Origin of the sequence: Streptomyces sp. NBC_01304, assembly GCF_035975855.1 — a bacterium.
GTDB lineage: Bacteria > Actinomycetota > Actinomycetes > Streptomycetales > Streptomycetaceae > Streptomyces.
Map to the genome: position 1 here is coordinate 5,607,517 of NZ_CP109055.1, position 25,955 is coordinate 5,633,471.

Genomic DNA, 25,955 nt, shown 5'->3' on the forward strand with positions numbered 1-25,955 from the left:
GGGGGCAATGTCAGAGCTGACCCTGACGGTCATGCGGCTGGGTTTCCTAGCCGTCCTGTGGCTGTTCGTGATCGTGGCCGTCCAGGTCATCCGTAGCGACCTGTTCGGCACTCGTGTCACGCAGCGAGGCTCGCGGCGCAATGCCGACGCGCGCCCGCAGCAGGGCCGCCAGCAACAGGCCGCACCAACTCCTCCGCGCCAGCAGAGCGGTGGTGGCCGCCAGCGACGCGGCGCCCCCACCAAGCTGGTCGTCTCCGAGGGCACACTCACCGGCACCACCGTCGCGCTGCAGGGCCAGACCATCAGCCTGGGCCGCGCGCACGATTCAACGATCGTGCTGGACGACGACTACGCGTCCAGCAGGCATGCCAGGATCTATCCGGACCGTGACGGCCAGTGGATCGTCGAGGATCTCGGGTCCACCAACGGCACGTATCTGGACCGGACCCGCCTGACCACCCCGACGCCCGTTCCTCTTGGGGCGCCGATCCGCATCGGCAAGACCGTCATCGAGCTGCGGAAGTAGTACGAAAATGAGCGAGCGGAGCGAGCGAGCCGACGCGGGCCACCCGAAGGGCCCGAGCGCGCTCCCGACCGGAGGGTGGGCACCGTGCGGATGTACCCGGAGCCGACGGGCGAGGTGCGCATGAGCTTGTCGCTGCGCTTCGCCGCCGGATCGCACAAAGGCATGATCCGGGAGGGCAACGAGGACTCCGGCTATGCCGGTCCCCGGCTGCTCGCCATTGCCGACGGAATGGGCGGCCAGGCCGCCGGCGAGGTCGCCTCCTCGGAGGTGATCTCCACCATCGTCGCGCTCGACGACGACGTCCCGGGCTCCGACATCCTGACCTCGCTCGGCGACGCCGTGCAGCGGGCCAACGACCAGTTGCGCGTCATGGTCGAGGAGGACCCGCAGCTCGAGGGCATGGGCACCACGCTCACGGCCCTGCTGTGGACGGGTCAGCGGCTCGGTCTCGTACACGTCGGTGACTCGCGTGCGTACCTGCTGCGGGACGGCGTGCTGACGCAGATCACGCAGGACCACACCTGGGTGCAGCGGCTCGTCGACGAGGGCCGGATCACCGAGGAAGAGGCGACCACGCACCCGCAGAGGTCGCTCCTCATGCGTGCGCTGGGCAGCGGCGACCACGTCGAGCCGGACCTCTCGATCCGTGAAGTCCGCGCCGGCGACCGGTACTTGATCTGCTCCGACGGCCTGTCCGGCGTCGTCTCGCACCAGACGATGGAAGAGACCCTGGCGAGCTACCAGGGCCCGCAGGAGACCGTCCAGGACCTCATCCAGCTCGCCCTGCGCGGCGGCGGCCCGGACAACGTGACGGTGATCGTCGCCGACGTCCTGGACATCGACAGCGGCGACACCCTCGCCGGCCAGCTCACCGACACCCCCGTGGTGGTCGGCGCGGTCGCCGAGAACCAGCTGCAGCTGAACGACAACGGCGCCATGCAGACCCCGGCGGGCCGCGCGGCGGGCCTCGGCCGTCCCGTGCCGCCGCAGGCGGGCATGCAGGGCCCCGGTTTCGGCCCGCCCGGCAGCGGCGATCCCGATGCGTACGTCCCCGAAGGAACTTTCGGTGCGTACAGCGACGATGACTTCGTGAAGCCGGGCCGCCGCGGCAAGTGGATCAAGAGATCCCTGTGGGTGGTCCTCGGTCTCGGCATCATCGGCGGCGGCCTCTACGGCGGCTACCAGTGGACTCAGACGCAGTACTACGTCGGCTCCAAGGACGGCCATCTCGCGCTGTACCGCGGCCTCAACAAGGACGTGGTGTGGGTGAACACCTCGAAGCTCCAGGAGGAGTACCCCGACGTCGCCCTCAGCTGCCTGCCGAAGTTCCAGAGCGACAAGCTCAAGGACCAGGGCCTCGAGCCGACGAGTCTCGAGGACGCCCGCGCGAAGATCGCCGACCTGACCGCCGAGTGCAAGCAGCGCACCGAGGACGCGGACAACGCCAAGACGGGCGAGGGCGAGGCCGGCGGCACCAGCGGCGACGCGAACGCCACCGAGGACAACGACACCGGCAAGGTCAACGAGAAACCGTCTACGACTCCCGGCAGCACCACCGCCGGTCAGCAGTAGGCCCAGGGGGGCCTGTCACCGCATGAGCAGTACTACACATACGTCCACGATCGGCGCGATCGGTGCGCCGAGCCGACGCAACACCGAGCTGGCGCTCCTTGCATTCGCGGTCGTCATCCCGGTTTTCGCGTACGCCAACGTGGGACTGGCCATCGACGACAAGCTCCCGGCCGGGCTGCTCGGGTACGGTCTCGGCCTCGGTCTGCTCGCCGGCATCGGCCACCTCGCGGTGCGCAGGTTCGCGCCGTACGCGGACCCACTGCTGCTGCCGCTCGCCACGCTGCTCAACGGACTTGGGCTGGTGGTCGTCTGGCGGCTGGACCAGTCGGAGCGGCTGCAGCAGCTCGCCAAGCGGCAGTTCGGTTCCTTCAGCCCCGACGCACCCAACCAGCTGATGTACTCGGCGATGGGCATCGCACTCTTCGTCGGCGTCCTGCTGCTCCTCAAGGACCACCGGATCCTGCAGCGCTACACCTACATCTCGATGGTCGCGGCCATGGTGCTGCTGCTCCTGCCGCTGGTGCCCGGCCTCGGCATGAACGTCTTCGGTGCCAAGATCTGGATCTCCGTCGCCGGATTCTCCATCCAGCCGGGTGAGTTCGCGAAGATCGTGATCGCGATCTTCTTCGCCGGCTATCTGATGGTGAAACGCGACGCCCTGGCCCTCGCCAGCCGCCGCTTCATGGGCCTGTACCTGCCGCGCGGCCGTGACCTGGGCCCGATCATCGTCGTCTGGGCGATGTCGATCCTGATCCTGGTCTTCGAGACCGACCTCGGCACCTCGTTGCTGTTCTTCGGCATGTTCATCGTGATGCTGTACGTCGCCACCGAGCGCACCAGCTGGATCGTGTTCGGTCTGCTGATGTCGGCGGTCGGCGCCGTCACGGTCGCTTCCTTCGAGCCGCACATCCAGACCCGTGTCCAGGCCTGGCTCGACCCCATGCGTGAGTACCTGCTCAGCCAGTCCGGGGTCCAGGACGGCATCATCCACTCCGAGCAGGCCATGCAGGCCCTGTGGGCCTTCGGCTCCGGCGGTGTCCTGGGCACCGGTCTCGGGCAGGGCAACTCCGACCTCATCGGCTTCGCCGCCAACTCCGACTTCATCCTCGCCACGTTCGGCGAGGAGCTCGGCCTGACCGGTGTGATGGCGATCCTGGTCATCTACGGGCTGATCGTCGAGCGCGGCATCCGCACCGCTCTCGCCGCCCGCGACCCGTTCGGCAAGCTCCTGGCGATCGGCCTGTCCGGTGCCTTCGCCATCCAGGTGTTCGTCGTCGCCGGCGGTGTCATGGGCCTCATTCCGCTGACCGGCATGACCCTGCCGTTCGTCGCGTACGGCGGCTCGTCGGTCATCGCCAACTGGGCCCTGGTCGGCATCCTGCTCCGCATCAGCGACACCGCCCGCCGCCCCGCCCCGGCCCCCGCGCCCAGTCCTGACGCCGAGATGACCCAGGTGGTACGGCCGTGAACAAGCCCCTGCGCCGCATCGCCATCTTCTGCGCCCTGCTGGTGCTCGCCCTGCTGGTCCGGGACAACTGGCTCCAGTACGTCAAGGCCGACGAGCTGCGTTCCGACGACAGGAACCGCCGCGTCCTCATCGAGCGCTACTCCACGGAGCGCGGCGACATCATCGTCGACGGCAAGCCCATCACCGGCTCCGCCAAGACCTCTGGCACCGACTTCGCGTACAAGAGGACGTACAAGAACGGTCCGATGTGGTCGCCGGTCACCGGGTACGCCTCGCAGTCCTACGGTGCGACCCAGATCGAGTCGATCGAGGACAAGATCCTCACCGGCACCGACGACCGTCTCTTCTTCCGCCGCACGCTCGACATGATCACCGGCAAGAAGCAGGGCGGCGGCAACGTCGTCACGACCCTCAACGGCGCCGCCCAGAAGGCCGCCTTCGAGGGCCTCGGCGACAAGAAGGGTGCCGTCGCCGCGATCGACCCGTCCACCGGCGCGATCCTGGCCCTCGCCTCGACACCGTCGTACGACCCCTCGGTCTTCGCCGGCAACGGCAAGGACGACGCGGAGGCCTGGAAGGGCCTGCAGAAGAAGCACAACCCGGACGAGCCGATGCTGAACCGGGCCCTGCGCCAGACCTACGCCCCCGGCTCCACCTTCAAGGTGGTCACCGCGGCGGCGGCCCTGGAGCACGGCAAGTACGAGGACCCGGACGAGAAGACGAAGACGCCCGAGCCCTGGAACCTGCCGGGCACCCGGACCAGGCTGCCCAACCACGGCCCCATCGAGTGCGAGAACGCCTCCCTGCGCCAGGCCCTTGCGGTGTCCTGCAACACCGTCTTCGGCAAGGTCGGCTCCGACCTCGGCAAGGAGAAGATGCTGGAGACCGCGGAGAAGTTCGGCTTCAACGAGGAGCAGTTCGTCCCGGTCCGCGCCTCCGCCTCCAACTTCCCCGAGAAGATGGACGAGCCGCAGACCGCGCTCTCCTCGATCGGCCAGTTCGAGACTGCCGCGACCCCGCTGCAGATGGCCATGGTCACTGCCGCGATCGCCAACGACGGCGCCCTGATGGAGCCGTACATGATCAGCGAGCTCAAGGCGCCCAACCTGGACACCGTCTCCAAGCACAGCCCCAAGGAGATGAGCCGCCCGCTCTCGGAGCCGAACGCGCAGAAGCTCCAGGACATGATGGAGACGGTCGTCAACGAGGGCACCGGCACCAACGCCAAGATCCCGGGCGTCAGGGTCGGCGGCAAGACCGGCACCGCCGAGCGCGGCGTCGACAACAAGGGCAAGCCGTACGCCTGGTTCATCTCGTACGCGAAGACGGACAGCGGCGCACCGGTCGCGGTGGCCGTCGTCGTCGAGGACAGCAGCGCCAACGTCGGCGACATCACCGGTGGCGGCCTTGCCGCGCCGATCGCCAAGGACGTGATGCAGGCAGTGCTCGACGGCAAGAAGTGACATCGTCCATGACCTTGGCCATATCCACACCTACCGCCCCCGACGTGACGTCCGTCACTGCGGTACCGGTCGTGTATCAGGTGACGGTCACGGCCAGATCATGCTGCGAGCGGCCGGTACGGTATCCCGGGACAGCACACCGCCGGACCACACATGGGTGCGGTCGGGACTGACGGAGAGGGCTGGTAGGTAGCTATGGAAGAGCCGCGTCGCCTCGGCGGCCGGTATGAGCTGGGCCAGGTGCTCGGCCGCGGCGGCATGGCGGAGGTCTACCTCGCCCATGACACCCGCCTCGGCCGTACCGTCGCCGTGAAGACGCTCCGGGTGGATCTCGCCCGCGACCCGTCTTTCCAGGCCCGGTTCCGCCGTGAGGCCCAGTCCGCCGCCTCGCTCAATCATCCGGCGATCGTCGCGGTCTACGACACCGGCGAGGACTACGTCGACAACATCTCCATCCCGTACATCGTGATGGAGTACGTCGACGGATCCACGCTGCGCGAGCTGCTGCACTCCGGGCGCAAGCTGCTGCCCGAGCGGGCCATGGAGATGACCGTAGGCATCCTCCAGGCCCTGGAGTACTCGCACCGCAACCAGATCGTGCACCGCGACATCAAGCCGGCAAACGTCATGCTGACGCGCAACGGCCAGGTCAAGGTCATGGACTTCGGCATCGCCCGCGCCATGGGCGACTCCGGCATGACGATGACCCAGACCGCGGCGGTCATCGGCACGGCGCAGTATCTGTCGCCGGAGCAGGCGAAGGGCGAGCAGGTCGACGCCCGTTCCGACCTGTACTCCACCGGCTGTCTGCTGTACGAGCTGCTGACCGTACGTCCCCCCTTCGTCGGGGACTCCCCGGTCGCGGTGGCGTACCAGCACGTACGCGAAGAGGCGCAGCCGCCGAGCACGTACGACCCCGAGATCACGCCCGAGATGGACGCCATCGTCCTGCGCGCGCTGGTCAAGGACCCGGACTACCGCTACCAGTCGGCCGACGAGATGCGCGCCGACATCGAGGCCTGCCTCGACGGCCAGCCCGTCGCCGCCACGGCGGCCATGGGCGCGATCGGCTACGGCGGCCACCCGGACGACCAGCAGACCGCGATGCTGCGCCCGCAGCACGGCGGCGGCGACCGGACGTCGATGCTGCCCCCGGTCAACCCGGACGACGGCGGCTACGACTACGACGACCGCCCGGGACGGCGCAAGCAGAAGAAGGGCGGGGCCTCCACGGCTCTGCTGGTGCTTGCGGCGGTTCTGGTGCTGGTGGGCGCGATCCTCATCGGGAAGTGGGCGTTCAGCAGCACGAACAAGGATGACGGCAAGGTTCCGGTTCCGAACTTCATCGGCGAGACGTACGACGCCGCGCTGCAGCGGGCGAAGAACGGCGATGTGACGCTGGAGAAGACCAGCGGGCCCTGCAACGATCAGCCCAAGGGCCAGATTTGCGAGCAGAAGCCGCAGAATGGGCAGATCAAGAAGTTCGGCACCGTCACGGTCAAGGTGTCGACCGGGGCGGAGAAGGTCTCGATGCCGACCGTCATCGGGGACACCGAGGACGAGGCCAGGGACACTCTCGAGGACGAGAAGTACGGGTTCAACGTCAAGGTCACCTACAAGGAGACCTCCACCGAACCCGGCGAGGTCCTCGGCCAGAAGCCGGATGCGGGTACGAAGCTGGAGAAGGGCTCCGACGTCACCCTGATCGTCTCCAAGGAGAAGGCGATGGCGACGGTTCCGGACGTCCGGAACCAGCAGGTGGACGCGGCCAAGCAGCAGCTCGAGGCTCTGGGCTTCAAGGTCGACACGCAGGAAACCCCGCGGGACGACGTTCCCGAGGGCCAGGTCGTAGAGCAGTCCCTGCCGGCCAACACCAAGGCCGAAAAGGGCTCGAAGATCACCCTGACCGTTGCCAAGAAGGCCGAGCAGACCCCTGTCCCGATCCTCACCACGAAGAAGCTCAAGGACGCCAAGAAGGAACTCGAGGCGGCGGGCTTCAGCGTGGGCACGATCACGGGTCCGCAGGACGACAACGCCATGGTCATGAGCACTGACCCGGCAGGCGGCACCCCGGCCCCGGCCGGCACGGTCGTCAACATCACCACCGCCGGCGGCGGAGGCAACAACGGCGGCCAGGATGACGGTGGCGGCGACGGCGGCTGGTTCCCGTAAGCCGCAGCCCCCGGCCGTGAAGGCACAAGGCAGAACGGGAAAGCCCCGGTCCTCTCAGTGAGAGGCCCGGGGCTTTCCCGTTGGTCACGGCCCCTTGGCAGGGCGGCCAGTACGAGCCGGGCTACCTCAACTCCGCCGGCGGCGTCCGCTCGCTGTCCACCTTCTCGACCCGCTCCAGCTCGCCCCACACCACGTACCGGTACTTCGACGTGTAGACCGGCGTGCAGGTCGTCAGCGTGATGTAGCGGCCGGCCTGCTTCTTGCCCGACTCCTTGGGCGCCTTGTCGAGGACGTCCACATTGAACTTCGAGGTCGACGGCAGCGTCGCGTAGACCTTGTAGACGTACCAGTTGTCCTCGGACTCGAAGACGATCGCGTCGCCGTCCTTGAGCTTGTCGATGTTGTGGAACTTCGCGCCGTGCCCGTCGCGGTGCGCGGCGAGCGAGAAGTTGCCCTTCTCGTCCTCGGGCAGCGCGGACTTGACCGGGTTGGTGTAGTAGCCGGCGACACCGTCGTTGAGGGTCTTGGAGTCGGTGCCCTTCTTGACGAGTATGTCGCCCTTCGTCATCGCCGGTACGTGCAGGAAGCCGATGCCGTCCTTGAGGTCACGGTCGCCGGGGCCCTGGTCCGCCCAGTGCTCGCGTACCGCGTCGCCCTGCTTCTTCGCCTCGCGGTCCGCCATGACGTTGGTCCACCACAGCGAGTACGCGACGAAGAGCGCGAGCACCACGCCCGCGGTGATGAGGAGTTCGCCGAAAACGCTGACTGCGGCCGCGAGGCGACCGCCGCGAGTGCGCCGCCGAGGGGCCGGCGCCGCTGCTTCGGCCTGCTCCTCCTGGTCGGTCGTCGCTGACACCTGTCCCTCGCCCCGTCCTCGTACTGTCCTGCCGTCCGCCGCTCAGCTGCCCCGGTTCATCGGACTCAGCTGACGAGCGCCTTCGGCTTGCCCTTGCTGCGTGGCCGTTCCTCAGCCATCTTGCCCCAGACGATCAGCCGATAGGTACTGGTGAATTCCGGGGTGCAGGTGGTCAGTGTGATGTATCGGCCGGGCTCGGTGAAACCCGATCCCGGGGGTACCGGCGCGATGACGCCCGTATTGCTGGGACTTGTCTGCGGAAGGGTCTTCGAGACCTTGTAGACGAAGTACGTGTCCTGCGTCTCGACGATGATTTCGTCGCCGGGCTCGAGGCGGTTGATGTACCGGAACGGCTCACCGTGGGTGTTACGGTGCCCCGCCACAGCGAAGTTGCCCTTCTTGTCCTCGGGCATCGCGGTCTTCAGCGTCTTCTCGGCGTAGTGGCCGACCATGCCGCGGTCGAGCACCTTCTGCTTGTCGATGCCCTCGGCGATCGGCACGACCACGTCGAGCCGGGGGATGTGCATGATGGCGAAGCCCTGGCCCGGCTCGAAGGCACCGGGCTTGCCCTTGCCGTTCGCCCAGTTCTCATGGATCTTGTTCGCCTCCGCGCCGGCCTGCTGGCCCGCGCGGATGTTCGTCCACCACAGTTGGTACGTGACGAAGAGCAGCATCAGTACGCCGATGCTGATGAACAACTCCCCGACGGCCCGGCTCGCGATCACCGCGGGACTCGGCTTCTTGGCACGCTCGGCCCGGCGGGCCTCCAGCCGGGACATGGGGGCGGAGCCGGTGCTGCCGCCGCCGCTCGCGGGGCCGCCGCCACGCCTGCGGGTGCCGCCTCGCCTTGCGCCCTCCTGGGCCGCCCTGCGACGGGCGGCACGACCCTCGCCCGCGGGCTCGGAACGGCTGCCGTCCTCGTCGTCCCTGTCGTCCTCTTCCGACTCGGCTATTCGCCGGGTGTCGGAGGTCCGCAGGCCGACGGTCTCGTCGTCGCGGGGGGCGTAGGTGCCGGTGCCGTACGTCGTGTCGGCGGGGTCGGCGTACATCGCCTCGTAGGCCGACGCGTCCATGGCGGGGCGATGGTCGGCGGCCTGGGCTATCGGGTCCAGGGCTTGCTCGGCGTAGCCCTGGTAGGCCTGTTCCCGGGCTTGCTGAGCGTGCTGGGCGTGCTGCTGGGCCTGCTGTTGGACTTGCTGGGCCTCGTAACGCTGCTGAGCTTCGTACGACTGCTGTGGCTGCTGCGTCTGCTGTGGCTGCTGCTCCGCCCCCGCCGCCCGGAACCAGGGCGAGGGATGCTGCCCCGGAAGCGGATCGTTCAGCGGGTCGGCGAGCTGCTCGACGGCCTCCTCGAAGGTGCCGGCCGCCTCGAACGTCCCGGACTCCTCGTACGGATAACTCCCGTACGAGGCGTCGGATTCATGTTCGGGGCGGATCGCCGTCACGCCGAGGCCCTGCCGACGACCGGCTGGAGCCCGGCCGACCGGGCCACCGCCCCCGCATCACCGCACTCCACCAGCCAGTTGGCGAGCATCAGATGGCCGTGCTCGGTGAGCACCGACTCGGGGTGGAACTGCACACCCTCGACCGGGAGTTCGCGGTGCCTGACTCCCATGATGATGCCGTCCTCGGTCCGCGCCGTGACCTCGAGCTCGTCCGGGACGGTGCCGGGCTCGGCGGCCAGGGAGTGGTACCGGGTCGCCGTGAAGGGCGAGGGAAGACCCGCGAAGACGCCCTTGCCCTCATGGCGTACGAGCGAGGTCTTGCCGTGCAGCAGCTCCGGGGCACGGTCCACCACACCGCCGTACGCCACCGCCATGGACTGCATCCCGAGGCACACGCCGAACACCGGAACCCCGGTCTGCGCACAGTGCTTGACCATCTCGATGCAGACGCCGGCCTGCTCGGGAGCGCCCGGCCCGGGCGACAGGAGCACGCCGTCGAAGCCGTCCTGGGCGTGCGCGGTCGACACCTCGTCGTTCCGCACCACTTCACACTCGGCGCCCAGCTGGTACAGGTACTGGACGAGGTTGAAGACGAAGCTGTCGTAGTTGTCGACGACGAGAATGCGCGCGCTCACAGGACGGACACCACCGAAGCGTCGAGCCCCTCGTCCACCGTCACGTCGTTGAACGGCAGCAGCGGCTCCGCCCACGGGAAGACGTACTGGAACAGGACATAGACCACGCCCAGTGCAAGCACCAGCGAGAGGAGTGCCCTCACCCACGCGTTGCCCGGCAGATGCCGCCAGATCCAGCCGTACATGCTGTCCCTTCCGTTGACGTACGGCACCAGACTAACGGCGCAGTGCCTCCGGTTTCCCGGCCTCCACAGGCTGGGTGGAATCAAGGTGCGCCCAGACGATCAACCGGTGGCTGTGGCCCCACTCTGGCTCACAGGTCGTAAGCGTGAGGTAACGCCCTGGGCCGTCATATCCGGATTTGCGGGGGACTGGGTCGATCACGTTCACATCGCTGGGCAGCGTCTTGTACGGCCTGTTGTCGATGCGGTACGTGAACCAGGTGGTCCCGTCCGTCAGGACCACGGCATCACCGCGTTGCAGCTTCGGGAAGTCCTTGAACGGATCGCCGTACGTGCGCCGGTGACCTGCGACGGAGAAGTTCCCCTTCTGCCCGAGCCGCGCGGTGGAGGCGTAGTGCCCGAGACCCTTCTTCAGGGTGTCGCTCTTGGTGTTCTCCAGGACCGGCTTGTTCCACGTGGAACCAAGCCGGGGGATGTACATGACGGCGAAGGGCTTCCCGTCCTTGTACGCGGCTGGGGCAGGCGGCTCCTCGGGGGCTTCTTCCGCCGGGTCGTCCACCTCGGCGGGGACCGAGCCCTGCGCCCACTGGTCCTGCAGCTGATCGATCTGGCTGTCCATCGCGGCGTCGGCCTTGATGCCGGTCCAGAAGAGGACGTAGACCACGAACAGCACGATCAGAGCGCCGACGGTGATGCACAGTTCGCTGAAGCTCCTGACGACCGCTCGCCCCGACACTCCCACCGACACCGGCCGGTCCCTCCCCTGGGCCCGAGGCACCTACTCCACGGGCTGCGCGTAGTGGAGATCCACTGTGCCCGAGTAGCCGGGAAGAGTCACCGCCTCGTGGTCGTCGACTTTCCAGCCGAGCCCATAGGCGTTCACGTACAGCATGTAGTTCTGGATCTGCGGGGAGGCGGCAAGGGCCTGCTTCAGCTTCTCCTGGTCTCCGACGGCGGTGACCTTGTACGGAGGTGAGTAGACCCGGCCCTGCAGGATCAGGGTGTTGCCGACGCAGCGGACCGCGCTGGTGGAGATGAGGCGCTGGTCCATGACCTTGATGCCCTTGGCGCCGCCCTGCCACAGGGCGTTCACCACGGCCTGCAGGTCCTGCTGGTGGATGACCAGGTCGTTCGGGGACGGCTCGGGGTAACCGGGGAGCTTCACGGTCGCGTTCGGCGGGGCGTCGGCGAGCGTGACGCTGACGGCGCCGCCCTTGAGCTTCTTGGTGCCGGCCGCCTTCTCCAGCGCTTCGAGCTTGGCGTCCTCGGCCGCGGTGTTTCCGTTGTCCCGCTCGGCGAGTGAGTCGACCTGGTCGCGCAACGCGCCGTTGGACTCGTCGAGCTCGCCGTTCTTGTGGCTGCGCTCCTGGATCAGGTCCGAGAGCTTCAACAGCGAGGCATCCGTCCTGATATTGGTGCCTTTGGCCGTGTTGAAACTGGTGAAGAAGATGAGCCCGGCGAGCGCAAAGACGGCAGCGGTGAGCAGCCGGACCGGCCGCCAGGGGGATGGGCGGCCGTCTGTTGAGGTCTGGGTGGGAGAGTCGGCAGAATTGCTCAACGTACCCTTACTCCTTACGCCGCCGCGGAAGCACTACGCTAACGGACGCCCGGGGACGCCCTCGGTCCCCCATCGCGCCCCGCTCGGCGCCCCAGCCCGAACCGTTCTGCGCGGCCACGCAGCGCATCGACAGGAGAGCCCCTCGTGCCGAAGTCACGTATCCGCAAGAAGGCTGATTACACGCCGCCGCCCGCCTCGAAGCAGGCGGCCAACATCAAGCTGACGAACCGCAGCTGGGTGGCCCCGGTGATGCTGGCGATGTTCCTCATCGGCCTCGCCTGGATCGTGATCTTCTACGTCACGGACACCAGGCTGCCCATCGAGGCACTCGGCAACTGGAACATCGTGGTCGGGTTCGGCTTCATCGCGGCGGGGTTCGGCGTTTCCACTCAGTGGAAGTAGACGCCTCTTTCACGACGCTTCCCAGCTCTTCACAGAGGCCCGAAGGCGCAGCAGGTGCGCGCCTTCGGGCCTCTGTGTGCGAAGCGTTGCCCCAAGCTATCCAGCGAGTTATCCACAGCTATCCACAGGTGCCTCTGGATAACTCTGACGATCTACAGACCACCTGTGGATAACTCTTCTGCCGTTGACGCCGGTAAGACTGGTGTCCACCATACGGACCGCCGTCCATGCCTTGTCCTTACTGGGGAAACACGGGTCGGCGACAGGCCGCACAGCCGTTCCCACAGTCACCCACAGCATGCACAAGATCCGGCACACACTGTGGACAACTTTGGCCTGAGGTGGACCTGGACGGGCCTCAAGTGAGCTGCGCGGTCCGGATCAGGACGACAGCGAGCACGGCGAGAAGGACCAGCGCACAGGTGCCGTACTGGACGAGGGCGCGGCGTTCGCGGGGGGCGTGGACGAAGGCGTAGCCGATGACGAGGCCGGCGACGAGGCCGCCGACATGAGCTTGCCAAGCGATGTGCAGCCCTGGCGTGAACGTGAAGAGCAGGTTGATTGCCAGGAGAGCGACAACCGGACGCATGTCGTAGTTGAGGCGACGCATCAGGACGACTGTGGTGCCCATCAGACCGAAGATCGCTCCGGACGCGCCGAGCGAGGCCTGGTTCGCGTCCTCGAGGAGATAGGTCAGGGCACCGCCCGCGAGACCTGAGACCAGGTAGAGGGTGAGATAGCGGGCCCGGCCGAGCGCCGCCTCCAACGGTCCGCCCAACCACCAGAGGCCCAGCATGTTGAAGGCGAAGTGCCAGATCGCCTGATGCAGGAACATCGACGTGAACAGTCGATACCACTGATCCTCGGCCACACCGACCACGGCAAGCTGCTCCGGGTCGAATGCCCTGCCGATCAGCTCCAAGTCGTGGAACAGCGGTGTGCCCATGGCTAGGCCCGCGATGAACACCGCCGCGTTGATTCCGATCAGGATCTTCGTGAGCAGCCGGGGGTCCGCCGCAACGGTCCCACCCGCGATCGTCCGAGGCTGATTCGCAGTAGGCGCATGCCCGGTCCCGGAACCCGTGCGGACACACTCGGGGCACTGGAAGCCGACCGAGGCGCTGATCATGCACTCGGGGCAGATGGGCCGCTCGCAGCGAGTGCAGCGGATGCCCGTCTCACGGTCCGGATGCCGGTAGCAGGTGGGCAGGCCCGCTGCGCCCTGCGGCTCCTGCGGACTGCCTGGCGCCTGGTCCATTACGTCCCCTCATCTCCGTACGACAGCGCGCTCGGTTCAACGCACCGCCCCGCCCATCCTTACGGACGAGCGGGGCGAAATGGTTCCCTTGCGGTGGTCAGCTCTGCCGGGTCTCGACGACGACGGTCTCGATGACCACGTCCTGGACCGGGCGGTTGGTGGCCGGGTTGGCCTCGACGGTCGCGATGGCGTTGACGACCTTCTGGCTGGCCGCGTCCGTGACCTCGCCGAAGATGGTGTGCTTCCGGTTCAGCCAGGTGGTCGGCTGGACGGTGATGAAGAACTGGGAGCCGTTGGTGCCCGGTCCCGCGTTGGCCATGGCGAGCAGGAAGGGCCGGTCGAAGCTCAGCTCCGGGTGGAACTCGTCCTTGAACTCATAGCCGGGCCCGCCCGTGCCGTTCCCCAGCGGGTCGCCGCCCTGGATCATGAAGCCGCTCATCACCCGGTGGAAGGTGGTGCCGTCGTAGAACTTGTCCATGGTCTTCGCGCCGGTCGCGGGGTGGGTCCACTCGCGCGCGCCCTGGGCGAGCTCACAGAAGTTCCGGACCGTCTTGGGTGCGTGGTTCGGCAGCAGCCGCACCTCGATGTCACCGTGGTTGGTCTTCAGGGTGGCGTAGAGCTGCTCAGCCACGATCTGCCTTCCGTTGCCTTTGCCTTGCCTTTGGACACCCCGATCCTCGCACGGATAGCAGGGCTCGTAGAGAACCCGGAAGCAAGCCGGAGAGAAGGGGACGAGTAGCGGCCGGACAGGCGCACAACCGGCCGATCCGTGGCATTGTCGACGGCAAGCTCCCCTTGCACCGCAAGTGCACCCCATTGCCCGAAGATCGCCCGGATGCCCGCTCGCACATGCCGCGAATCGCTCCGACAGGCATGATCCGAGAAAGGGTGGAAAGGTGAAATACCGTACGCCACCGAGGAGGAGGATCCCGTGACCCGCATCGACAGCGCGCGCGCCGCGGCCAGCTCGGCCAAGGACAGCGTGCGTCACGCCGCGGAGGTGGTGGCGCCTTACGCCGACACGGCCAAGGACAGCGTGCGCCATGCAGCGGAGGTGGTTGCGCCCTACGCCGGCACGGCCAAGGACCGGGCGGCGCTCTATGCGCACGAGGCCCGCGTACGGCTCGCGCCCAAGGTGTCCGACGCCGCCGAGCAGGCGCGTATGCAGTACGGCGCCCACGTTGCCCCGCGCCTGGAGCAGGCGCGAACGCATGTACCGGACACCGTGGACCGCGCGGCGGTCCGCACCCGCCGGGCGGCCAGGAACGCTGCGGCAGCCACCCGGCCGCGCGTCGAACAGGCCGTCGCAGCGGCCCAGCCGGCCGCGTCCGAGGCGGCTTCCCGCAGTGTGGCCGCGCTTGCCGCACTGCGCGGCCAGGTGTCGCCGAAGGAGATCCAGCGCCTGGTGAAGCGCCATGAGCGCAGGGCTGCGGCCAACCGCGCCGTGAAGCGGCTCGGCGCGCTCGGGCTGCTCGGCTTCGCCGCGGTCGCCGCTTGGAAGTGGTGGGACAAGCAGGCCAACCCGGATTGGCTGGTGGAGCCGCCCGCGCCGACGGAGGTGGCCGACAGCTCCCCGCTGAGCGCGGTCGACGGCAGCGGCCAGGACGTCCTGGACCCCGAGGTCCAGGCGAAGCAGGCCGAGGCGGAGGCCGCGGATCGCAGCGAGGGCGACTGGGCCCCGCAGCGCCCCGAAGACCGGCGCTGAACACGGCTGCGACAAGCACGAGGTAACGGGTGGCGGGAGACCTTCGGGTCTCCCGCCACCCGTCGTTCTGCCCGTTTCACGTGAAACGGCGCCGAGCGCGGATCAAGAGCCAGGAAACGCAAAACCAGCCAGGGCCGCAAGAAGCGGCATCCTGGCTGGTCACAAGCGTGGAGCCTAGGAGATTCGAACTCCTGACATCTGCCTTGCAAAGGCAGCGCTCTACCAACTGAGCTAAGGCCCCGGAAACGGTGGATGCGCCGCAAGAATCACGCGGGCGCGGTCACCGAGGACAAGAGTACCGGGTCACCCCCCGAGTCTCGCAAAATATTGGGGGTCCCGGTGAACGACCACTCTCCGTAAGATGCTCGACGAGGTTCGCGGCAGCGAAGGGGAGACGCCATGGATGCCACACAACAAGAAGCAACAGCAAGAGCCAGAGAGCTGCAGCGCAGCTGGTACGGGGAGCCATTGGGGGCGCTGTTCCGCCGCCTCATAGACGACCTGGGCCTGAACCAGGCCCGGCTGGCCGCAGTCCTCGGTCTGTCGGCACCCATGCTGTCCCAGCTGATGAGCGGCCAGCGGGCCAAGATCGGCAATCCGGCCGTGGTGCAGCGGGTCCAGCACCTGCAGGAGCTGGCCGGTCAGGTCTCGGACGGCAGCGTGAGCGCCGGTGAGGCGACCGAGCGGATGGAGGAGATCAAGAAGTCCCAGGGCGGCTCCGTGCTCACCAACACCGGTCAGCACACGGCGAGTTCGGGAGCTCCGACCGTCAAGCGGGTGGTCCGGGAGATCCAGTCCCTGCTGCGCTCCGTCGCAGCAGCCGGCGACATCATCGACGCGGCGGACTCACTCGCTGCGACCCACCCCGAGCTGGCGGAGTTCCTCCGGGTCTACGGCGCCGGCCGCACCGCGGACGCCGTGGCCCACTACGAGGCGCATCAGAACTGAGCAGCTGGTGCTGAGTCCTGCAGGACCGAGCCCCGCAGTCTCGATCCCTGCAGGACCGGACAACCAGAGCTGAGCAGCAGTACACCGAGCGGCCGTCACGGCCGGGCTGGGAGTGCAGCAAGGGCATGGGTGAGGTCTTCGCCGGCCGGTATGAACTGGTCGATCCGATCGGGCGCGGTGGCGCAGGTGCGGTCTGGCGCGCCTGGGACCACCGACGCCGACGCTATGTGGCGGCCAAGGTCCTGCAGCAGAGCGATGCGCATGCCCTGCTCCGCTTCGTGCGCGAGCAGGCGCTGCGGATCGACCATCCCCATGTGCTCGCGCCGGCCAGCTGGGCCGCCGACGACGACAAGGTCCTGTTCACCATGGACCTGGTCGGCGGCGGCTCCCTGGCTCATCTGATCGGCGACTACGGTCCGCTGCCGACCCCCTATGTGTGCACCCTGCTCGACCAGCTCCTGGCCGGTCTCCAGGCGGTGCATGCCGAAGGGGTCGTGCACCGGGACATCAAGCCGGCCAACATCCTGCTCGAGGCCACCGGCACCCGCCGGCCGCATCTGCGGCTCTCCGACTTCGGCATCTCGATGCGCAAGGGCGAGCCCCGGCTCACCGAGACCAACTACGTGGTGGGAACGCCGGGTTACTTCGCGCCGGAGCAGATGCTGGGCGCCGAACCGGACTTCCCGGCCGATCTCTTCGCCGTGGGCCTGGTCGCCCTGTATCTGCTCGAGGGCGCCAAGCCGGACGCCAAGGCGCTGATCGAGTACTTCGCCGACCACGGCACCCCGGGCGCCCCGCAGAGCATTCCCGAGCCCCTCTGGCAGGTCGTCGCGACCCTGCTGCAGCCGGACCCGCAGGCCCGTTTCCGCACGGCGACCGGCGCCCGCAAGGCCCTGGCCGCGGCGGCCGAGCTGCTGCCCGAGCCCGGTCCCGACGACGAGCTGGTCGAGGTCTTCGACCAACTCGGCCCGCTCCCGGACGGGTTCGACCCCGCCGGCCCCCGCCCCCCGGAGCCGCCCCGGTCCGAGCCTCACGCACAGACCCCTCAACCACCGCAGGCCCAGGCCCCGGCCCAGACCCCAGCCGTCACCCCGCAGCAGCCCACCCCCCAGCCCGCCTGGGACACCGACGGCTTCCACCTGGCCCCGCCGCCCCGGCCCGCGGCACCGGCCCACCAGGACCAGCAGGGCCACCAGGCCCCGGTTCAGCCCACACGCCGGCCAGAGCCAGAGATCTCCCCCGCGGAGCTCCCACACCCGCCGGCCCACCCCTCGGCCCACCCAACCGAGTTGCCTCACTCCCACACGCCACACACGCCACCACCCTCCCCCCAACACCCTGCGCACGCCCCGGTGCCCCAACAGCCCTTCCAAGCCCCTCACCCGGCCCTGCAGGACCCCTCTCAGGCCCTCACAGCCGCGGTCCCGCACGAGTACGCCCCTACTCGTCCATACACCGCTCAGCGCCCGCAGGTTCCCACTCCGGCGCCCCCGGTTCCGTACGCCTCCACATCCCCGGCCCACGCCCCGGCGAGCACCCCCACCAGCGCCACCCCCACCGGCACCCTCGTACGGCAAAAGCGACCGGGACCGCCCCCGAAGGTCGCGGTCCCGGTGCTGCTGCTCGCCCTGCTCTGTTTCGCGGTCGGCATCTGGGCCCTCATCCAGGCCTGACGCGACCGGGCCCAACTACCAGCCCTGCGGCGGCCCGTACTGCGTAGGTGTGGGTGTCGGCGTATCCGCAGGATCAGAGGAACCAGAAGCACCGGTCACCTGCGGCACCGCACCCCCCTGAACCGCCACACGCCGCCCCCGCCTTCCCCCTCGCCCTCGCGAATCCCGCCGCCGTGCCACGACCGTCCACAACCCGAGCCCGAACACCAGCACGCTCCCCACCCCGATCGCGACGACGCCGACGACCCGCAGCACATCGCTGTGCCGTGCCTCACCGTCCGTCTGCCCGGCGGCCGCGGCGCCCTCGTCCTGCTCGGCGACGCTGAACACCCCCGCGGGACGCGCGTACTCCCGATCCTTGGCCGGCCCGTCGACCTTCACCCGCAGCGTCACCGGCAGCGCCCCCGGCCCGTACGAGTCCGTCTTGGGATGCAGGCTGACCGCGAGGACGTACCAGCCGGGAAAGCGCATGGCCCTCTGGTCGACGTTCTTCCCCCAGCGGTTCTCATAGGCCACAGCCGGCAGCGGGTCGAGCTGCACACCCACCGGCTCACCCAAGTACCTCGCGGTGTCATGGAGGACGAAGCCGCGCGCCGGGTTGTAGAGCGACATCGACAGCGCATTGCCGACCATGCCCCGGTTCTGCGAACTCCCCAGCTCGGCCTTGGCGAAGAGCCGTTGCCCCCAGTCCACCGGCACCCGGTAGAACCGCGTCCGACCGGGCTCGATCTCATCCCGCCAGACCCCTTGCGTCAGCGCCCTGGCGTCATTGAAGCCCGTCCCGCCCGCCCGCTGCTGCGCCGCACCGGTGGGCAGCTCCGGCATCGTGGTGGGCCAGGACTCGACCGGCACGCTGTTGCCACCGCTCTTGAGCTGCGGTTCCTCGAACAGCCGCAGCTCGACAGCCCAGTCGCCGGGCGAGGAGCTGTCCTTACTGCTCCGCTCGATGACGACGTAGTACGTCCCCGCCTGCTGGCACGATTCGCCGCCCGCGCTCACCGTCCGGTCCGCATTCGCGGCAACGGGCTTGGGGATCCCGCCCGGCCCGAACCGCGCATCGCCCTCACCGCAGACCTCACCCTGACCGTCCCGCAGCGACACCTTGATGCCGTCCTGGAACGACAGCTGCGCGCCGAGCCGCGGCACCGCCACCGCCGAGGCATAGGCATGACTGGCCGCATCGAGCCGCACCTTGAAGTGCAGCTGCTTGCCCTTGCCGATGGACGTCCTGTACGTCGCCCCGGCGTCGATCTGCGTGGCGTCAGCGGTGTCGGCGCCACCCTCGATGTCCTGGGCGGAGGAGGCGAATCGATAGGGGTTCGGTTCACCCTCGGCAGCCCGGGCCTGCCCCGGCAGTGCCACCACCGCACACATCGCGCCCGCAATCGCCGCCGCCCTGTGCACCCTGCCGCGCCGCATCATCAGCACCGCTCCCCTTCTCACCCCCGGCTGAATCGCCCCGGCAGCACCATCCTGCCTCGCGGGTGCGACCGACGATCCACTCTCCGTGACTTTGCTCAAGCAAGCGAGATCTTCACTGCAGCGAAGTAGCGGCAGCGACGAGGGCTACAGAACAGGAGCGAGGGATGCAGAAGGGGCGGGAAACACAAAGCCCCGGTCGCCAGTGCGACCGGGGCCAGTGAAGTGACTGTGGATACTCACGAACCTGCAGGCACGGAGTCAGTCGCCTCCGTCCACAGATCCTGCTCGGCGCGATCCGCCTGGATCTGGCGGTACACGAGGAGCCCGCCGATGGCGGCCAGTGCGACCAGGAGAAGCTTCTTCACCGCGCTACCTCGTCTTTCCTTGACGTAGGAGACCTTCTGGCGCCCGACTATACACACCGATCGATACCGATCGGTGACCTCCCGTCGACCCAACTCCCGCCCCCCGTAAAGCAATCGAGGCCGCTCACAGCGTGCCCGCTCCCGATCCACAGACTGTGATCTTCGACGCCCCCGGACAGGATTCCCGGCCGATGCCGCCAACCGGGTGGTGTTCATCTGAAGATCGGCGAATCAGCGCCGCCGCTCCCACACTTCTCGGACCGCACACACATCATGAGGAAGTACGCAAATCGTCCGACCCGAAAGGAGCGGGACCGTGGCTCACCACAAGGTCACCCGCATCTGGACCGTCCTCGTCACTGCTCTGCTTGCCTTCTTCGCCTCACTCGGCCTCATCACCACGGCCGCCGCCACTCCCGCGGTACCGGCGCAGGACACCACCGGCAACCGCACGGCGGCCGGCCCGGAGCTCCGCCCGGAGGTGCAGCCGGCGGCCAGAGCCGCCCGGCCGTACGACCTCTCCAGGCCCCCCACCATGAAGCAGCGCATCCGCGCCGAAGCCCACGGCTCCTCGCCCAGCGCCCGCGGACTTAACCTGTCGACGCCGCTCTCGGACGTCAACGCCGTCGACGAAGCCCTGGAAGCCCAGGAAACAGCGGTGAACCGGGAAAACAAAAGGCCCGGCAACTCCGAAGAGCTACCGGGCCTCTGACCTTCTCAGGTCGTCTGTGGGGCTAACAGGATTTGAACCTGTGGCCTCATCCTTATCAGGGATGCGCTCTAACCAACTGAGCTATAGCCCCTCGCGCTCGCGCGCCGACCTCTGAAGATTAGCGCACGACGCGGTCAGTCCCAAAATCGATAGTCGCGCTCCACCGGCAACGCCCCTCATCAGGGACGTACGGACTACTCGTCCTCGGCGAGCGTGAGCTCCACACCGCCCACAAAACCGGCGGACAGGTTGTAGATGAAGGCCCCCAGCGTCGCGAGCGCTGTGGCCAGGACCACATCGATCACCGCGATGATCGACGTGAACATCAGGACCCGCGGCAACGACAGGAACGACTGGAGGTCGAATCCATTGGACTCGTTCGACCCGGTCGCCTCGGAAATCGTCCCGCCGACCGTGGAGAAGACGCCCATGGCGTCCATGACCATCCACAGGACGGCAGACGCCACAATCGTGCAGATGCCCAGCGCAATGGAGAGCAGGAAGCTGACCTTCATCACCGACCACGGGTCGGCCTTCGCCACGCGAAGCCTCGCCTTGCGCGTACGCGGTGCCGTACGCGCCCCCGTCCGAGTGCGGCGCACCGAGCCCTGCGGGGGCTCCGGATACGCCTGCGGCGGGTGATACGGCTGGGCAGGCTGAGGCTGACGCTCACCGGGCAGCGCCCCGGCGCCTGCGGTGTACTCCGCCTGACCGCCGTCGTATGTCTGGGACTGCGATCCTCGGGTATCCGTCACGGTTCCCCCCTGCACCCCGTGTGGGTCAGCGGCGGGGCCACGGCCGCCTTCCGGTCCGGTTCCGTTCGTTCCGGCGCCCGTGGCTCCACTCACGACCTACACTCCTCGCGCTACTCGGCCTCGGGCTGAGTGCCCTCGGCCGTGCCGGCGACCTCGCCCTCGGTCGATTCGTCGACGTCTGCGTCGACTTCCTCGGCCTCGGCGCCGGCCTCGGCGTTACGAGCGATGCCGACCACGGCATCGCGCTTGCCCAGGTTGATCAGTTGGACGCCCATGGTGTCACGGCCCGTCTCCCTGACCTCGTTGACTCGCGTACGAATCACACCGCCGCCCAGCGTGATGGCGAGGATCTCGTCGGTCGCCTCGACCACCAGCGCACCGACGAGAGAACCACGGTCCTCCACGATCTTGGCGGCCTTGATACCGAGGCCACCGCGACCCTGGACGCGGTACTCGTCGACGGGGGTCCGCTTCGCGTACCCACCGTCGGTGGCAGTGAACACGAACGTACCGGGCCTGACGACATTCATCGAGAGCAGTTCATCGCCCTCACGGAAACTCATGCCCTTGACGCCCGAGGTCGCACGGCCCATCGGACGGAGCGCATCGTCCGTTGCAGTGAACCTGATGGACTGGGCCTTCTTGCTGATGAGGAGCAGATCGTCCTCGGACGAGACCAGCTCGGCCCCGATCAGCTCGTCGTCCGAACCATCCGCGGTCTCACGGAGGTTGATGGCGATGACGCCACCCGAACGGGGCGAGTCGTAGTCCTTCAGGGCCGTCTTCTTCACCAGGCCGCCCTTGGTGGCCAGGATCAGGTACGGCGCCGCCTCGTAGTCGCGGATCGCGAGGATCTCGGCGATCTGCTCGTCCGGCTGGAAGGCCAGCAGATTCGCCACGTGCTGGCCACGGGCGTCACGTCCGGCATCGGGCAGTTCGTACGCCTTCGCCCGATAGACCCGGCCCTTGTTGGTGAAGAACAACAGCCAGTGGTGCGTCGTCGACACGAAGAAGTGGTCGACGATGTCGTCCTGCTTCAGCTTGGTGCCGCGTACGCCCTTGCCGCCGCGCTTCTGCGAGCGGTAGTCCTCGGTCTTGGTGCGCTTTACGTAGCCGCCATTGGTGATGGTGACGACGATGTCCTCTTCGGCGATCAGGTCCTCGATGGACATGTCCCCGTCGAAGGGCACCAGCTTCGAGCGCCGGTCGTCGCCGAACTTGTCGACGATCGCCGCGAGCTCCTCGCTGATGATGGAGCGCTGCTTCTCGGGCGAGGCCAGGATCGCGTTGTACTCGTCGATCTTCAGCTGCAGCTCGTCGTGCTCAGCCGTGATCTTCTGGCGCTCCAGGGCGGCCAGTCGGCGCAGCTGCATCTCGAGGATGGCGTTGGCCTGGATCTCGTCGATCGAGAGCAGGCTCATCAGGCCCGTGCGCGCGACGTCGACCGTCTCGCTGCGCCGGATCAGCGCGATGACCTCGTCGATCGCGTCCAGCGCCTTGAGCAGGCCGCGCAGGATGTGGGCCCGCTCCTCGGCCTTGCGCAGGCGGAACTTCGTACGCCGGACGATGACCTCGACCTGGTGGTTCACCCAGTGCCGGATGAAGGCGTCCAGGGAGAGGGTGCGCGGCACGCCGTCGACGAGCGCCAGCATGTTGGCGCCGAAGTTCGTCTGCAGGTCGGTGTGCTTGTACAGGTTGTTCAGGACGACCTTGGCGACCGCGTCCCGCTTCAGGACGATGACCAGGCGCTGGCCCGTACGGGAAGAGGTCTCGTCGCGGACGTCGGCGATGCCGCCGACCTTGCCGTCCTTGACCAGGTCCGCGATCTTCTGCGCGAGGTTGTCGGGGTTGGTCTGGTAGGGCAGCTCGGTGACGACCAGGCACTGGCGGCCCTGGATCTCCTCGACCTCGATGACCGCGCGCATCGTGATCGAGCCACGGCCCGTGCGGTATGCCTCCTCGATGCCCTTGCGGCCGACGACGAGGGCGCCGGTCGGGAAGTCGGGGCCCTTGATGCGCTCCATCAGCGCGTCCAGGAGCTCCTCGTGCGAGGCGTCCGGGTGCTCCAGCGCCCACTGCGCACCGGCGGCGACCTCGCGCAGGTTGTGCGGCGGGATGTTCGTCGCCATGCCGACCGCGATGCCCGCCGAGCCGTTGATCAGCAGGTTCGGGAAGCGCGCCGGCAGGACCGTCGGCTCCTGGTTGCGGCCGTCGTAGTTGTCCTTGAAGTCGACGGTCTCCTCGTCGATGTCCCGGACCATCTCCATGGCCAGCGGCATCAACTTGCACTCGGTGTACCGCATGGCGGCCGCCGGGTCGTTGCCCGGGGAGCCGAAGTTGCCGTTGGAGTCCACCAGCGGCAGGCGCATGGACCAGTGCTGGGCCAGTCGCACCAGGGCGTCGTAGATGGAGGAGTCGCCGTGCGGGTGGTACGTGCCCATGACGTCACCGACGACGCGGGCGCACTTGTAGAAGCCCTTCTCGGGCCGGTAGCCACCGTCGTACATCGCGTACAGGACGCGGCGGTGGACGGGCTTGAGGCCGTCCCGTACGTCGGGCAGCGCACGCGACACGATGACGGACATCGCGTAGTCGAGGTACGAGCGCTGCATCTCCGTCTCGAGCCCGACGGGCTCGATGCGCAGGACGGGGCCCTCGCCGTTCTCAGTGGTCGTAGCAGGGGTGTTCTCGTCGGCCATTGCTGGTCAAAGTCCTTTCGGTGCGGTCAGCTGAGACCGACTCAGATGTCGAGGAACCGGACGTCCTTGGCGTTGCGCTGGATGAACGAGCGACGTGCCTCGACGTCCTCACCCATCAGCACCGAGAAGAGGTCGTCCGCCTGTGCGGCGTCGTCCAGGGTGACCTGGCCGAGCACGCGGTGCTCGACGTCCATCGTGGTGACGCGCAGCTCCTCGGCGTTCATCTCGCCGAGGCCCTTGAAGCGCTGGATGGTGTCGTCGCGGAACCGCTTGCCGGCCTGCTTGCCCAGCTCGACCAGGGCGTCGCGCTCGCGGTCCGAGTACGCGTACTCGAAGTCGTCGCGCGACCACTTGATCTTGAACAGCGGCGGGCGGGAGAGATACACGTGACCGGCCTCGACCAGCGGCCGCATGAAGCGGAACAGGAAGGTCAGGAGCAGGGTGTTGATGTGCTGACCGTCGACGTCGGCGTCCGCCATCAGGATGATCTTGTGATAGCGGAGCTTCTCGATGTCGAAGTCCTCGTGGACTCCGGTGCCGAAGGCCGAGATCAGCGCCTGGACCTCGGTGTTCTGCAGGATCTTGTCGATCCTGGCCTTCTCGACGTTCAGGATCTTGCCTCGGATGGGCAGGATGGCCTGGTACTGCGGGTTACGACCGGACTTCGCCGAACCACCGGCGGAGTCACCCTCGACGATGAAGATCTCGCACTTGGTGGGGTCGTTGGACTGGCAGTCGCTCAGCTTGCCCGGCAGCGAGGCGCTCTCCAGGAGGCCCTTGCGGCGGGTCAGATCGCGGGCCTTGCGGGCCGCGACGCGCGCGGTCTGGGCCTGGATCGACTTGCGGATGATGTCCGCGGCCTCGTTCGGGTTCCGGTCGAACCAGTCGTTGAGGTGCTCGTGCACGACCTTCTGCACGAAGGTCTTCGCCTCGGTGTTGCCCAGCTTGGTCTTCGTCTGGCCCTCAAACTGCGGCTCGCCGAGCTTGACCGAGATGATCGCGGTCAGACCCTCGCGGATGTCCTCGCCAGCGAGGTTGTCGTCCTTCTCGCGCAGCATCTTCTTGTCACGCGCGTACCGGTTGACCAGCGCGGTGAGTGCCGCACGGAAACCCTCCTCGTGCGTACCGCCCTCATGCGTGTGGATCGTGTTCGCGAAGGAGTAGACGCCCTCGCTGAACTGCGTGTTCCACTGCATGGCGATCTCGGCCGAGAGCATCCGCTCCTTGTCCTCGGCCTCGACGTCGATCACCGTGGGGTGAATGACGTCGCCCTTGCGGGAGTTGAGGTACTTCACGAAGTCGACGATGCCGCCTTCGTAGTGGTACGTGACCGTGCGAGCCTGCTCGTCGTCGCTGGTGTCGGCGGTGTCCGCGCCGGCCACCGCCTTGGCCGACTCGCGCTCGTCCGTGAGCTTGATCGTCAGGCCCTTGTTGAGGAAGGCCATCTCCTGGAAGCGCCGCGAGAGCGTCTCGAAGGAGTACTCGGTGGTCTCGAAGATGTCGCCGTCGGCCCAGAAGGTGACCGTGGTGCCGGTGTCCTTGGTGGCTTCGTGCCGCTCAAGCGGGGCGGTCGGGGCGCCCCCCTTGTAGTCCTGCGTCCACCGGTAGCCGTCGGTCTTGATGTCGACGGAGAGCTTGGTGGAGAGCGCGTTCACCACGGAGACACCGACGCCGTGCAGACCACCGGAGACGGCGTAACCGCCGCCGCCGAACTTGCCGCCCGCGTGCAGCACGGTGAGCACGACCTCGACGGCCGGCTTCTTCTCGACGGGGTGGATGCCGACGGGGATGCCACGGCCGTTGTCGACGACGCGTACGCCGCCGTCGGGCAGGATCGTGACGTCGATCGTGTCCGCGTGGCCGGCCAGGGCCTCGTCGACGGAGTTGTCCACGACTTCCTGCACCATGTGGTGCAGGCCGCGCTCACCGGTCGAGCCGATGTACATGCCGGGCCGCTTGCGGACCGCGTCCAGACCCTCGAGGACGGTAATCGCGCTGGCGTCGTACGAGGCGGTGACCTCGCCGTTGACGCCGGCGGCGGTGGACGGGGTGTTCTCGTTGGGGTTGCCGGAATCGGCCACGAAGCGCCCTTTCTGGCACAGCACAGGCCTGGCTCCCGGCGGTGTGCCGGAGCGGCTG

Annotated in this window: 23 protein-coding genes and 2 tRNA genes; 10 read left to right on the forward strand and 15 right to left on the reverse strand. The window is 67.9% G+C overall.

Annotated elements, in window-relative coordinates:
• The first annotated feature begins 7 nt into the window (after positions 1-7).
• The 5 genes from OG430_RS24840 (at position 8) to pknB (ending at position 7,201) form a co-directional block, all read left to right on the forward strand.
• Positions 8-526, forward strand: a complete 519-nt coding sequence (locus OG430_RS24840) for an FHA domain-containing protein FhaB/FipA (protein ID WP_327354799.1) — start codon at positions 8-10, stop codon at positions 524-526.
• A gap of 75 nt (positions 527-601) precedes the next feature.
• Entirely contained in the window at positions 602-2,098 is a 1,497-nt protein-coding gene (locus OG430_RS24845) for a Stp1/IreP family PP2C-type Ser/Thr phosphatase (protein ID WP_327354800.1), read from the forward strand.
• A 22-nt stretch (positions 2,099-2,120) separates the two neighbouring features.
• On the forward strand, positions 2,121-3,566 hold the full coding sequence (locus tag OG430_RS24850; protein WP_327354801.1) for an FtsW/RodA/SpoVE family cell cycle protein: 1,446 nt from the start codon (positions 2,121-2,123) through the stop codon (positions 3,564-3,566).
• Entirely contained in the window at positions 3,563-5,029 is a 1,467-nt protein-coding gene (locus tag OG430_RS24855; protein WP_327354802.1) for a peptidoglycan D,D-transpeptidase FtsI family protein, read from the forward strand. Before OG430_RS24850 ends, OG430_RS24855 begins: the two co-directional genes overlap by 4 nt.
• A gap of 195 nt (positions 5,030-5,224) precedes the next feature.
• Entirely contained in the window at positions 5,225-7,201 is a 1,977-nt protein-coding gene (pknB, locus tag OG430_RS24860; RefSeq protein ID WP_327354803.1) for a Stk1 family PASTA domain-containing Ser/Thr kinase, read from the forward strand.
• A 121-nt stretch (positions 7,202-7,322) separates the two neighbouring features.
• Here pknB and OG430_RS24865 read toward each other — a convergent pair whose 3' ends face one another.
• The 6 genes from OG430_RS24865 to OG430_RS24890 all read right to left on the reverse strand — a co-directional run bounded on the left by OG430_RS24865 (position 7,323) and on the right by OG430_RS24890 (position 11,877).
• Positions 7,323-8,057, reverse strand: coding sequence for a class E sortase (locus tag OG430_RS24865; protein WP_327354804.1), 735 nt, complete (start codon positions 8,055-8,057; stop codon positions 7,323-7,325).
• Positions 8,058-8,122: 65 nt separating this feature from the next.
• Positions 8,123-9,502 (reverse strand): class E sortase, encoded by a 1,380-nt coding sequence (locus tag OG430_RS24870; RefSeq protein WP_442816548.1) that lies wholly within the window; start codon positions 9,500-9,502, stop codon positions 8,123-8,125.
• A complete protein-coding gene (locus tag OG430_RS24875) occupies positions 9,499-10,137 on the reverse strand; it encodes an aminodeoxychorismate/anthranilate synthase component II (protein WP_327354805.1) in 639 nt (212 codons plus the stop codon). The genes OG430_RS24870 and OG430_RS24875 overlap by 4 nt, the downstream gene beginning before the upstream one ends.
• Entirely contained in the window at positions 10,134-10,322 is a 189-nt protein-coding gene (locus OG430_RS24880; protein WP_327354806.1) for a hypothetical protein, read from the reverse strand. The genes OG430_RS24875 and OG430_RS24880 overlap by 4 nt, the downstream gene beginning before the upstream one ends.
• 31 nt (positions 10,323-10,353) lie before the next feature.
• Complete coding sequence (locus OG430_RS24885) at positions 10,354-11,067, reverse strand: class E sortase (protein ID WP_327354807.1); 714 nt, start codon at positions 11,065-11,067, stop codon at positions 10,354-10,356.
• A 30-nt stretch (positions 11,068-11,097) separates the two neighbouring features.
• Positions 11,098-11,877, reverse strand: coding sequence for a DUF881 domain-containing protein (locus tag OG430_RS24890; RefSeq protein ID WP_327354808.1), 780 nt, complete (start codon positions 11,875-11,877; stop codon positions 11,098-11,100).
• Between the two features lie 144 nt (positions 11,878-12,021).
• Here OG430_RS24890 and crgA point away from each other — a divergent pair, with 144 nt between their 5' ends.
• Entirely contained in the window at positions 12,022-12,279 is a 258-nt protein-coding gene (gene crgA, locus OG430_RS24895; RefSeq protein ID WP_327354809.1) for a cell division protein CrgA, read from the forward strand.
• Between the two features lie 358 nt (positions 12,280-12,637).
• On the opposite strand, the gene OG430_RS24900 is transcribed toward crgA, so the two are convergent.
• On the reverse strand, positions 12,638-13,537 hold the full coding sequence (locus OG430_RS24900; protein ID WP_327354810.1) for a rhomboid family intramembrane serine protease: 900 nt from the start codon (positions 13,535-13,537) through the stop codon (positions 12,638-12,640).
• 97 nt (positions 13,538-13,634) lie between these two features.
• Positions 13,635-14,168, reverse strand: a complete 534-nt coding sequence (locus OG430_RS24905) for a peptidylprolyl isomerase (RefSeq protein WP_327354811.1) — start codon at positions 14,166-14,168, stop codon at positions 13,635-13,637.
• A gap of 300 nt (positions 14,169-14,468) precedes the next feature.
• Between OG430_RS24905 and OG430_RS24910 the strand changes: the two genes are divergently transcribed.
• A complete protein-coding gene (locus OG430_RS24910; RefSeq protein ID WP_327354812.1) occupies positions 14,469-15,242 on the forward strand; it encodes a DUF5324 family protein in 774 nt (257 codons plus the stop codon).
• Positions 15,243-15,410: 168 nt separating this feature from the next.
• On the opposite strand, the gene OG430_RS24915 is transcribed toward OG430_RS24910, so the two are convergent.
• A tRNA-Ala gene (locus OG430_RS24915) sits at positions 15,411-15,483 on the reverse strand.
• A 158-nt stretch (positions 15,484-15,641) separates the two neighbouring features.
• Between OG430_RS24915 and OG430_RS24920 the strand changes: the two genes are divergently transcribed.
• Positions 15,642-16,190, forward strand: a complete 549-nt coding sequence (locus tag OG430_RS24920; RefSeq protein WP_327354813.1) for a helix-turn-helix domain-containing protein — start codon at positions 15,642-15,644, stop codon at positions 16,188-16,190.
• A gap of 125 nt (positions 16,191-16,315) precedes the next feature.
• Positions 16,316-17,863, forward strand: coding sequence for a protein kinase domain-containing protein (locus tag OG430_RS24925; protein ID WP_327354814.1), 1,548 nt, complete (start codon positions 16,316-16,318; stop codon positions 17,861-17,863).
• Positions 17,864-17,878: 15 nt separating this feature from the next.
• On the opposite strand, the gene OG430_RS24930 is transcribed toward OG430_RS24925, so the two are convergent.
• Together OG430_RS24930 and OG430_RS24935 are read right to left on the reverse strand one after the other, a co-directional pair.
• Positions 17,879-19,291: a hypothetical protein gene (locus tag OG430_RS24930; protein ID WP_327354815.1), complete on the reverse strand. Its 1,413-nt coding sequence runs from the start codon at positions 19,289-19,291 to the stop codon at positions 17,879-17,881.
• A 230-nt stretch (positions 19,292-19,521) separates the two neighbouring features.
• Complete coding sequence (locus tag OG430_RS24935) at positions 19,522-19,650, reverse strand: DLW-39 family protein (RefSeq protein ID WP_010467770.1); 129 nt, start codon at positions 19,648-19,650, stop codon at positions 19,522-19,524.
• Positions 19,651-19,966: 316 nt separating this feature from the next.
• On the opposite strand from OG430_RS24935, the gene OG430_RS24940 reads away from it, so the two are divergent.
• Positions 19,967-20,362, forward strand: coding sequence for a DUF6344 domain-containing protein (locus OG430_RS24940; RefSeq protein ID WP_327354816.1), 396 nt, complete (start codon positions 19,967-19,969; stop codon positions 20,360-20,362).
• A 17-nt stretch (positions 20,363-20,379) separates the two neighbouring features.
• Here OG430_RS24940 and OG430_RS24945 read toward each other — a convergent pair.
• The 4 genes from OG430_RS24945 to gyrB all read right to left on the reverse strand — a co-directional run bounded on the left by OG430_RS24945 (position 20,380) and on the right by gyrB (position 25,921).
• Positions 20,380-20,453: transfer RNA gene (locus OG430_RS24945), tRNA-Ile, on the reverse strand.
• A gap of 103 nt (positions 20,454-20,556) precedes the next feature.
• On the reverse strand, positions 20,557-21,210 hold the full coding sequence (locus OG430_RS24950) for a DUF3566 domain-containing protein (protein WP_327354817.1): 654 nt from the start codon (positions 21,208-21,210) through the stop codon (positions 20,557-20,559).
• Between the two features lie 17 nt (positions 21,211-21,227).
• On the reverse strand, positions 21,228-23,816 hold the full coding sequence (gyrA, locus tag OG430_RS24955; RefSeq protein WP_327354818.1) for a DNA gyrase subunit A: 2,589 nt from the start codon (positions 23,814-23,816) through the stop codon (positions 21,228-21,230).
• A 41-nt stretch (positions 23,817-23,857) separates the two neighbouring features.
• Positions 23,858-25,921 carry a DNA topoisomerase (ATP-hydrolyzing) subunit B gene (gene gyrB, locus OG430_RS24960; RefSeq protein WP_327354819.1) on the reverse strand — a complete coding sequence of 688 codons (2,064 nt, stop codon included), beginning with the start codon at positions 25,919-25,921 and terminating at the stop codon, positions 23,858-23,860.
• Positions 25,922-25,955 lie beyond the last annotated feature (34 nt).

Bases quoted from the DNA above. Each gene is read 5' to 3' on its own strand.
- OG430_RS24900 (WP_327354810.1), bottom strand. From the start codon at position 13,537: ATGGACCAGGCGCCAGGCAGTCCGCAGGAGCCGCAGGGCGCAGCGGGC.
- OG430_RS24850 (WP_327354801.1), top strand. From the start codon at position 2,121: ATGAGCAGTACTACACATACGTCCACGATCGGCGCGATCGGTGCGCCG.
- OG430_RS24840 (WP_327354799.1), top strand. From the start codon at position 8: ATGTCAGAGCTGACCCTGACGGTCATGCGGCTGGGTTTCCTAGCCGTC.
- gyrA (WP_327354818.1), bottom strand. From the start codon at position 23,816: ATGGCCGACGAGAACACCCCTGCTACGACCACTGAGAACGGCGAGGGC.
- pknB (WP_327354803.1), top strand. From the start codon at position 5,225: ATGGAAGAGCCGCGTCGCCTCGGCGGCCGGTATGAGCTGGGCCAGGTG.
- OG430_RS24920 (WP_327354813.1), top strand. From the start codon at position 15,642: ATGGATGCCACACAACAAGAAGCAACAGCAAGAGCCAGAGAGCTGCAG.
- OG430_RS24925 (WP_327354814.1), top strand. From the start codon at position 16,316: ATGGGTGAGGTCTTCGCCGGCCGGTATGAACTGGTCGATCCGATCGGG.
- OG430_RS24880 (WP_327354806.1), bottom strand. From the start codon at position 10,322: ATGTACGGCTGGATCTGGCGGCATCTGCCGGGCAACGCGTGGGTGAGG.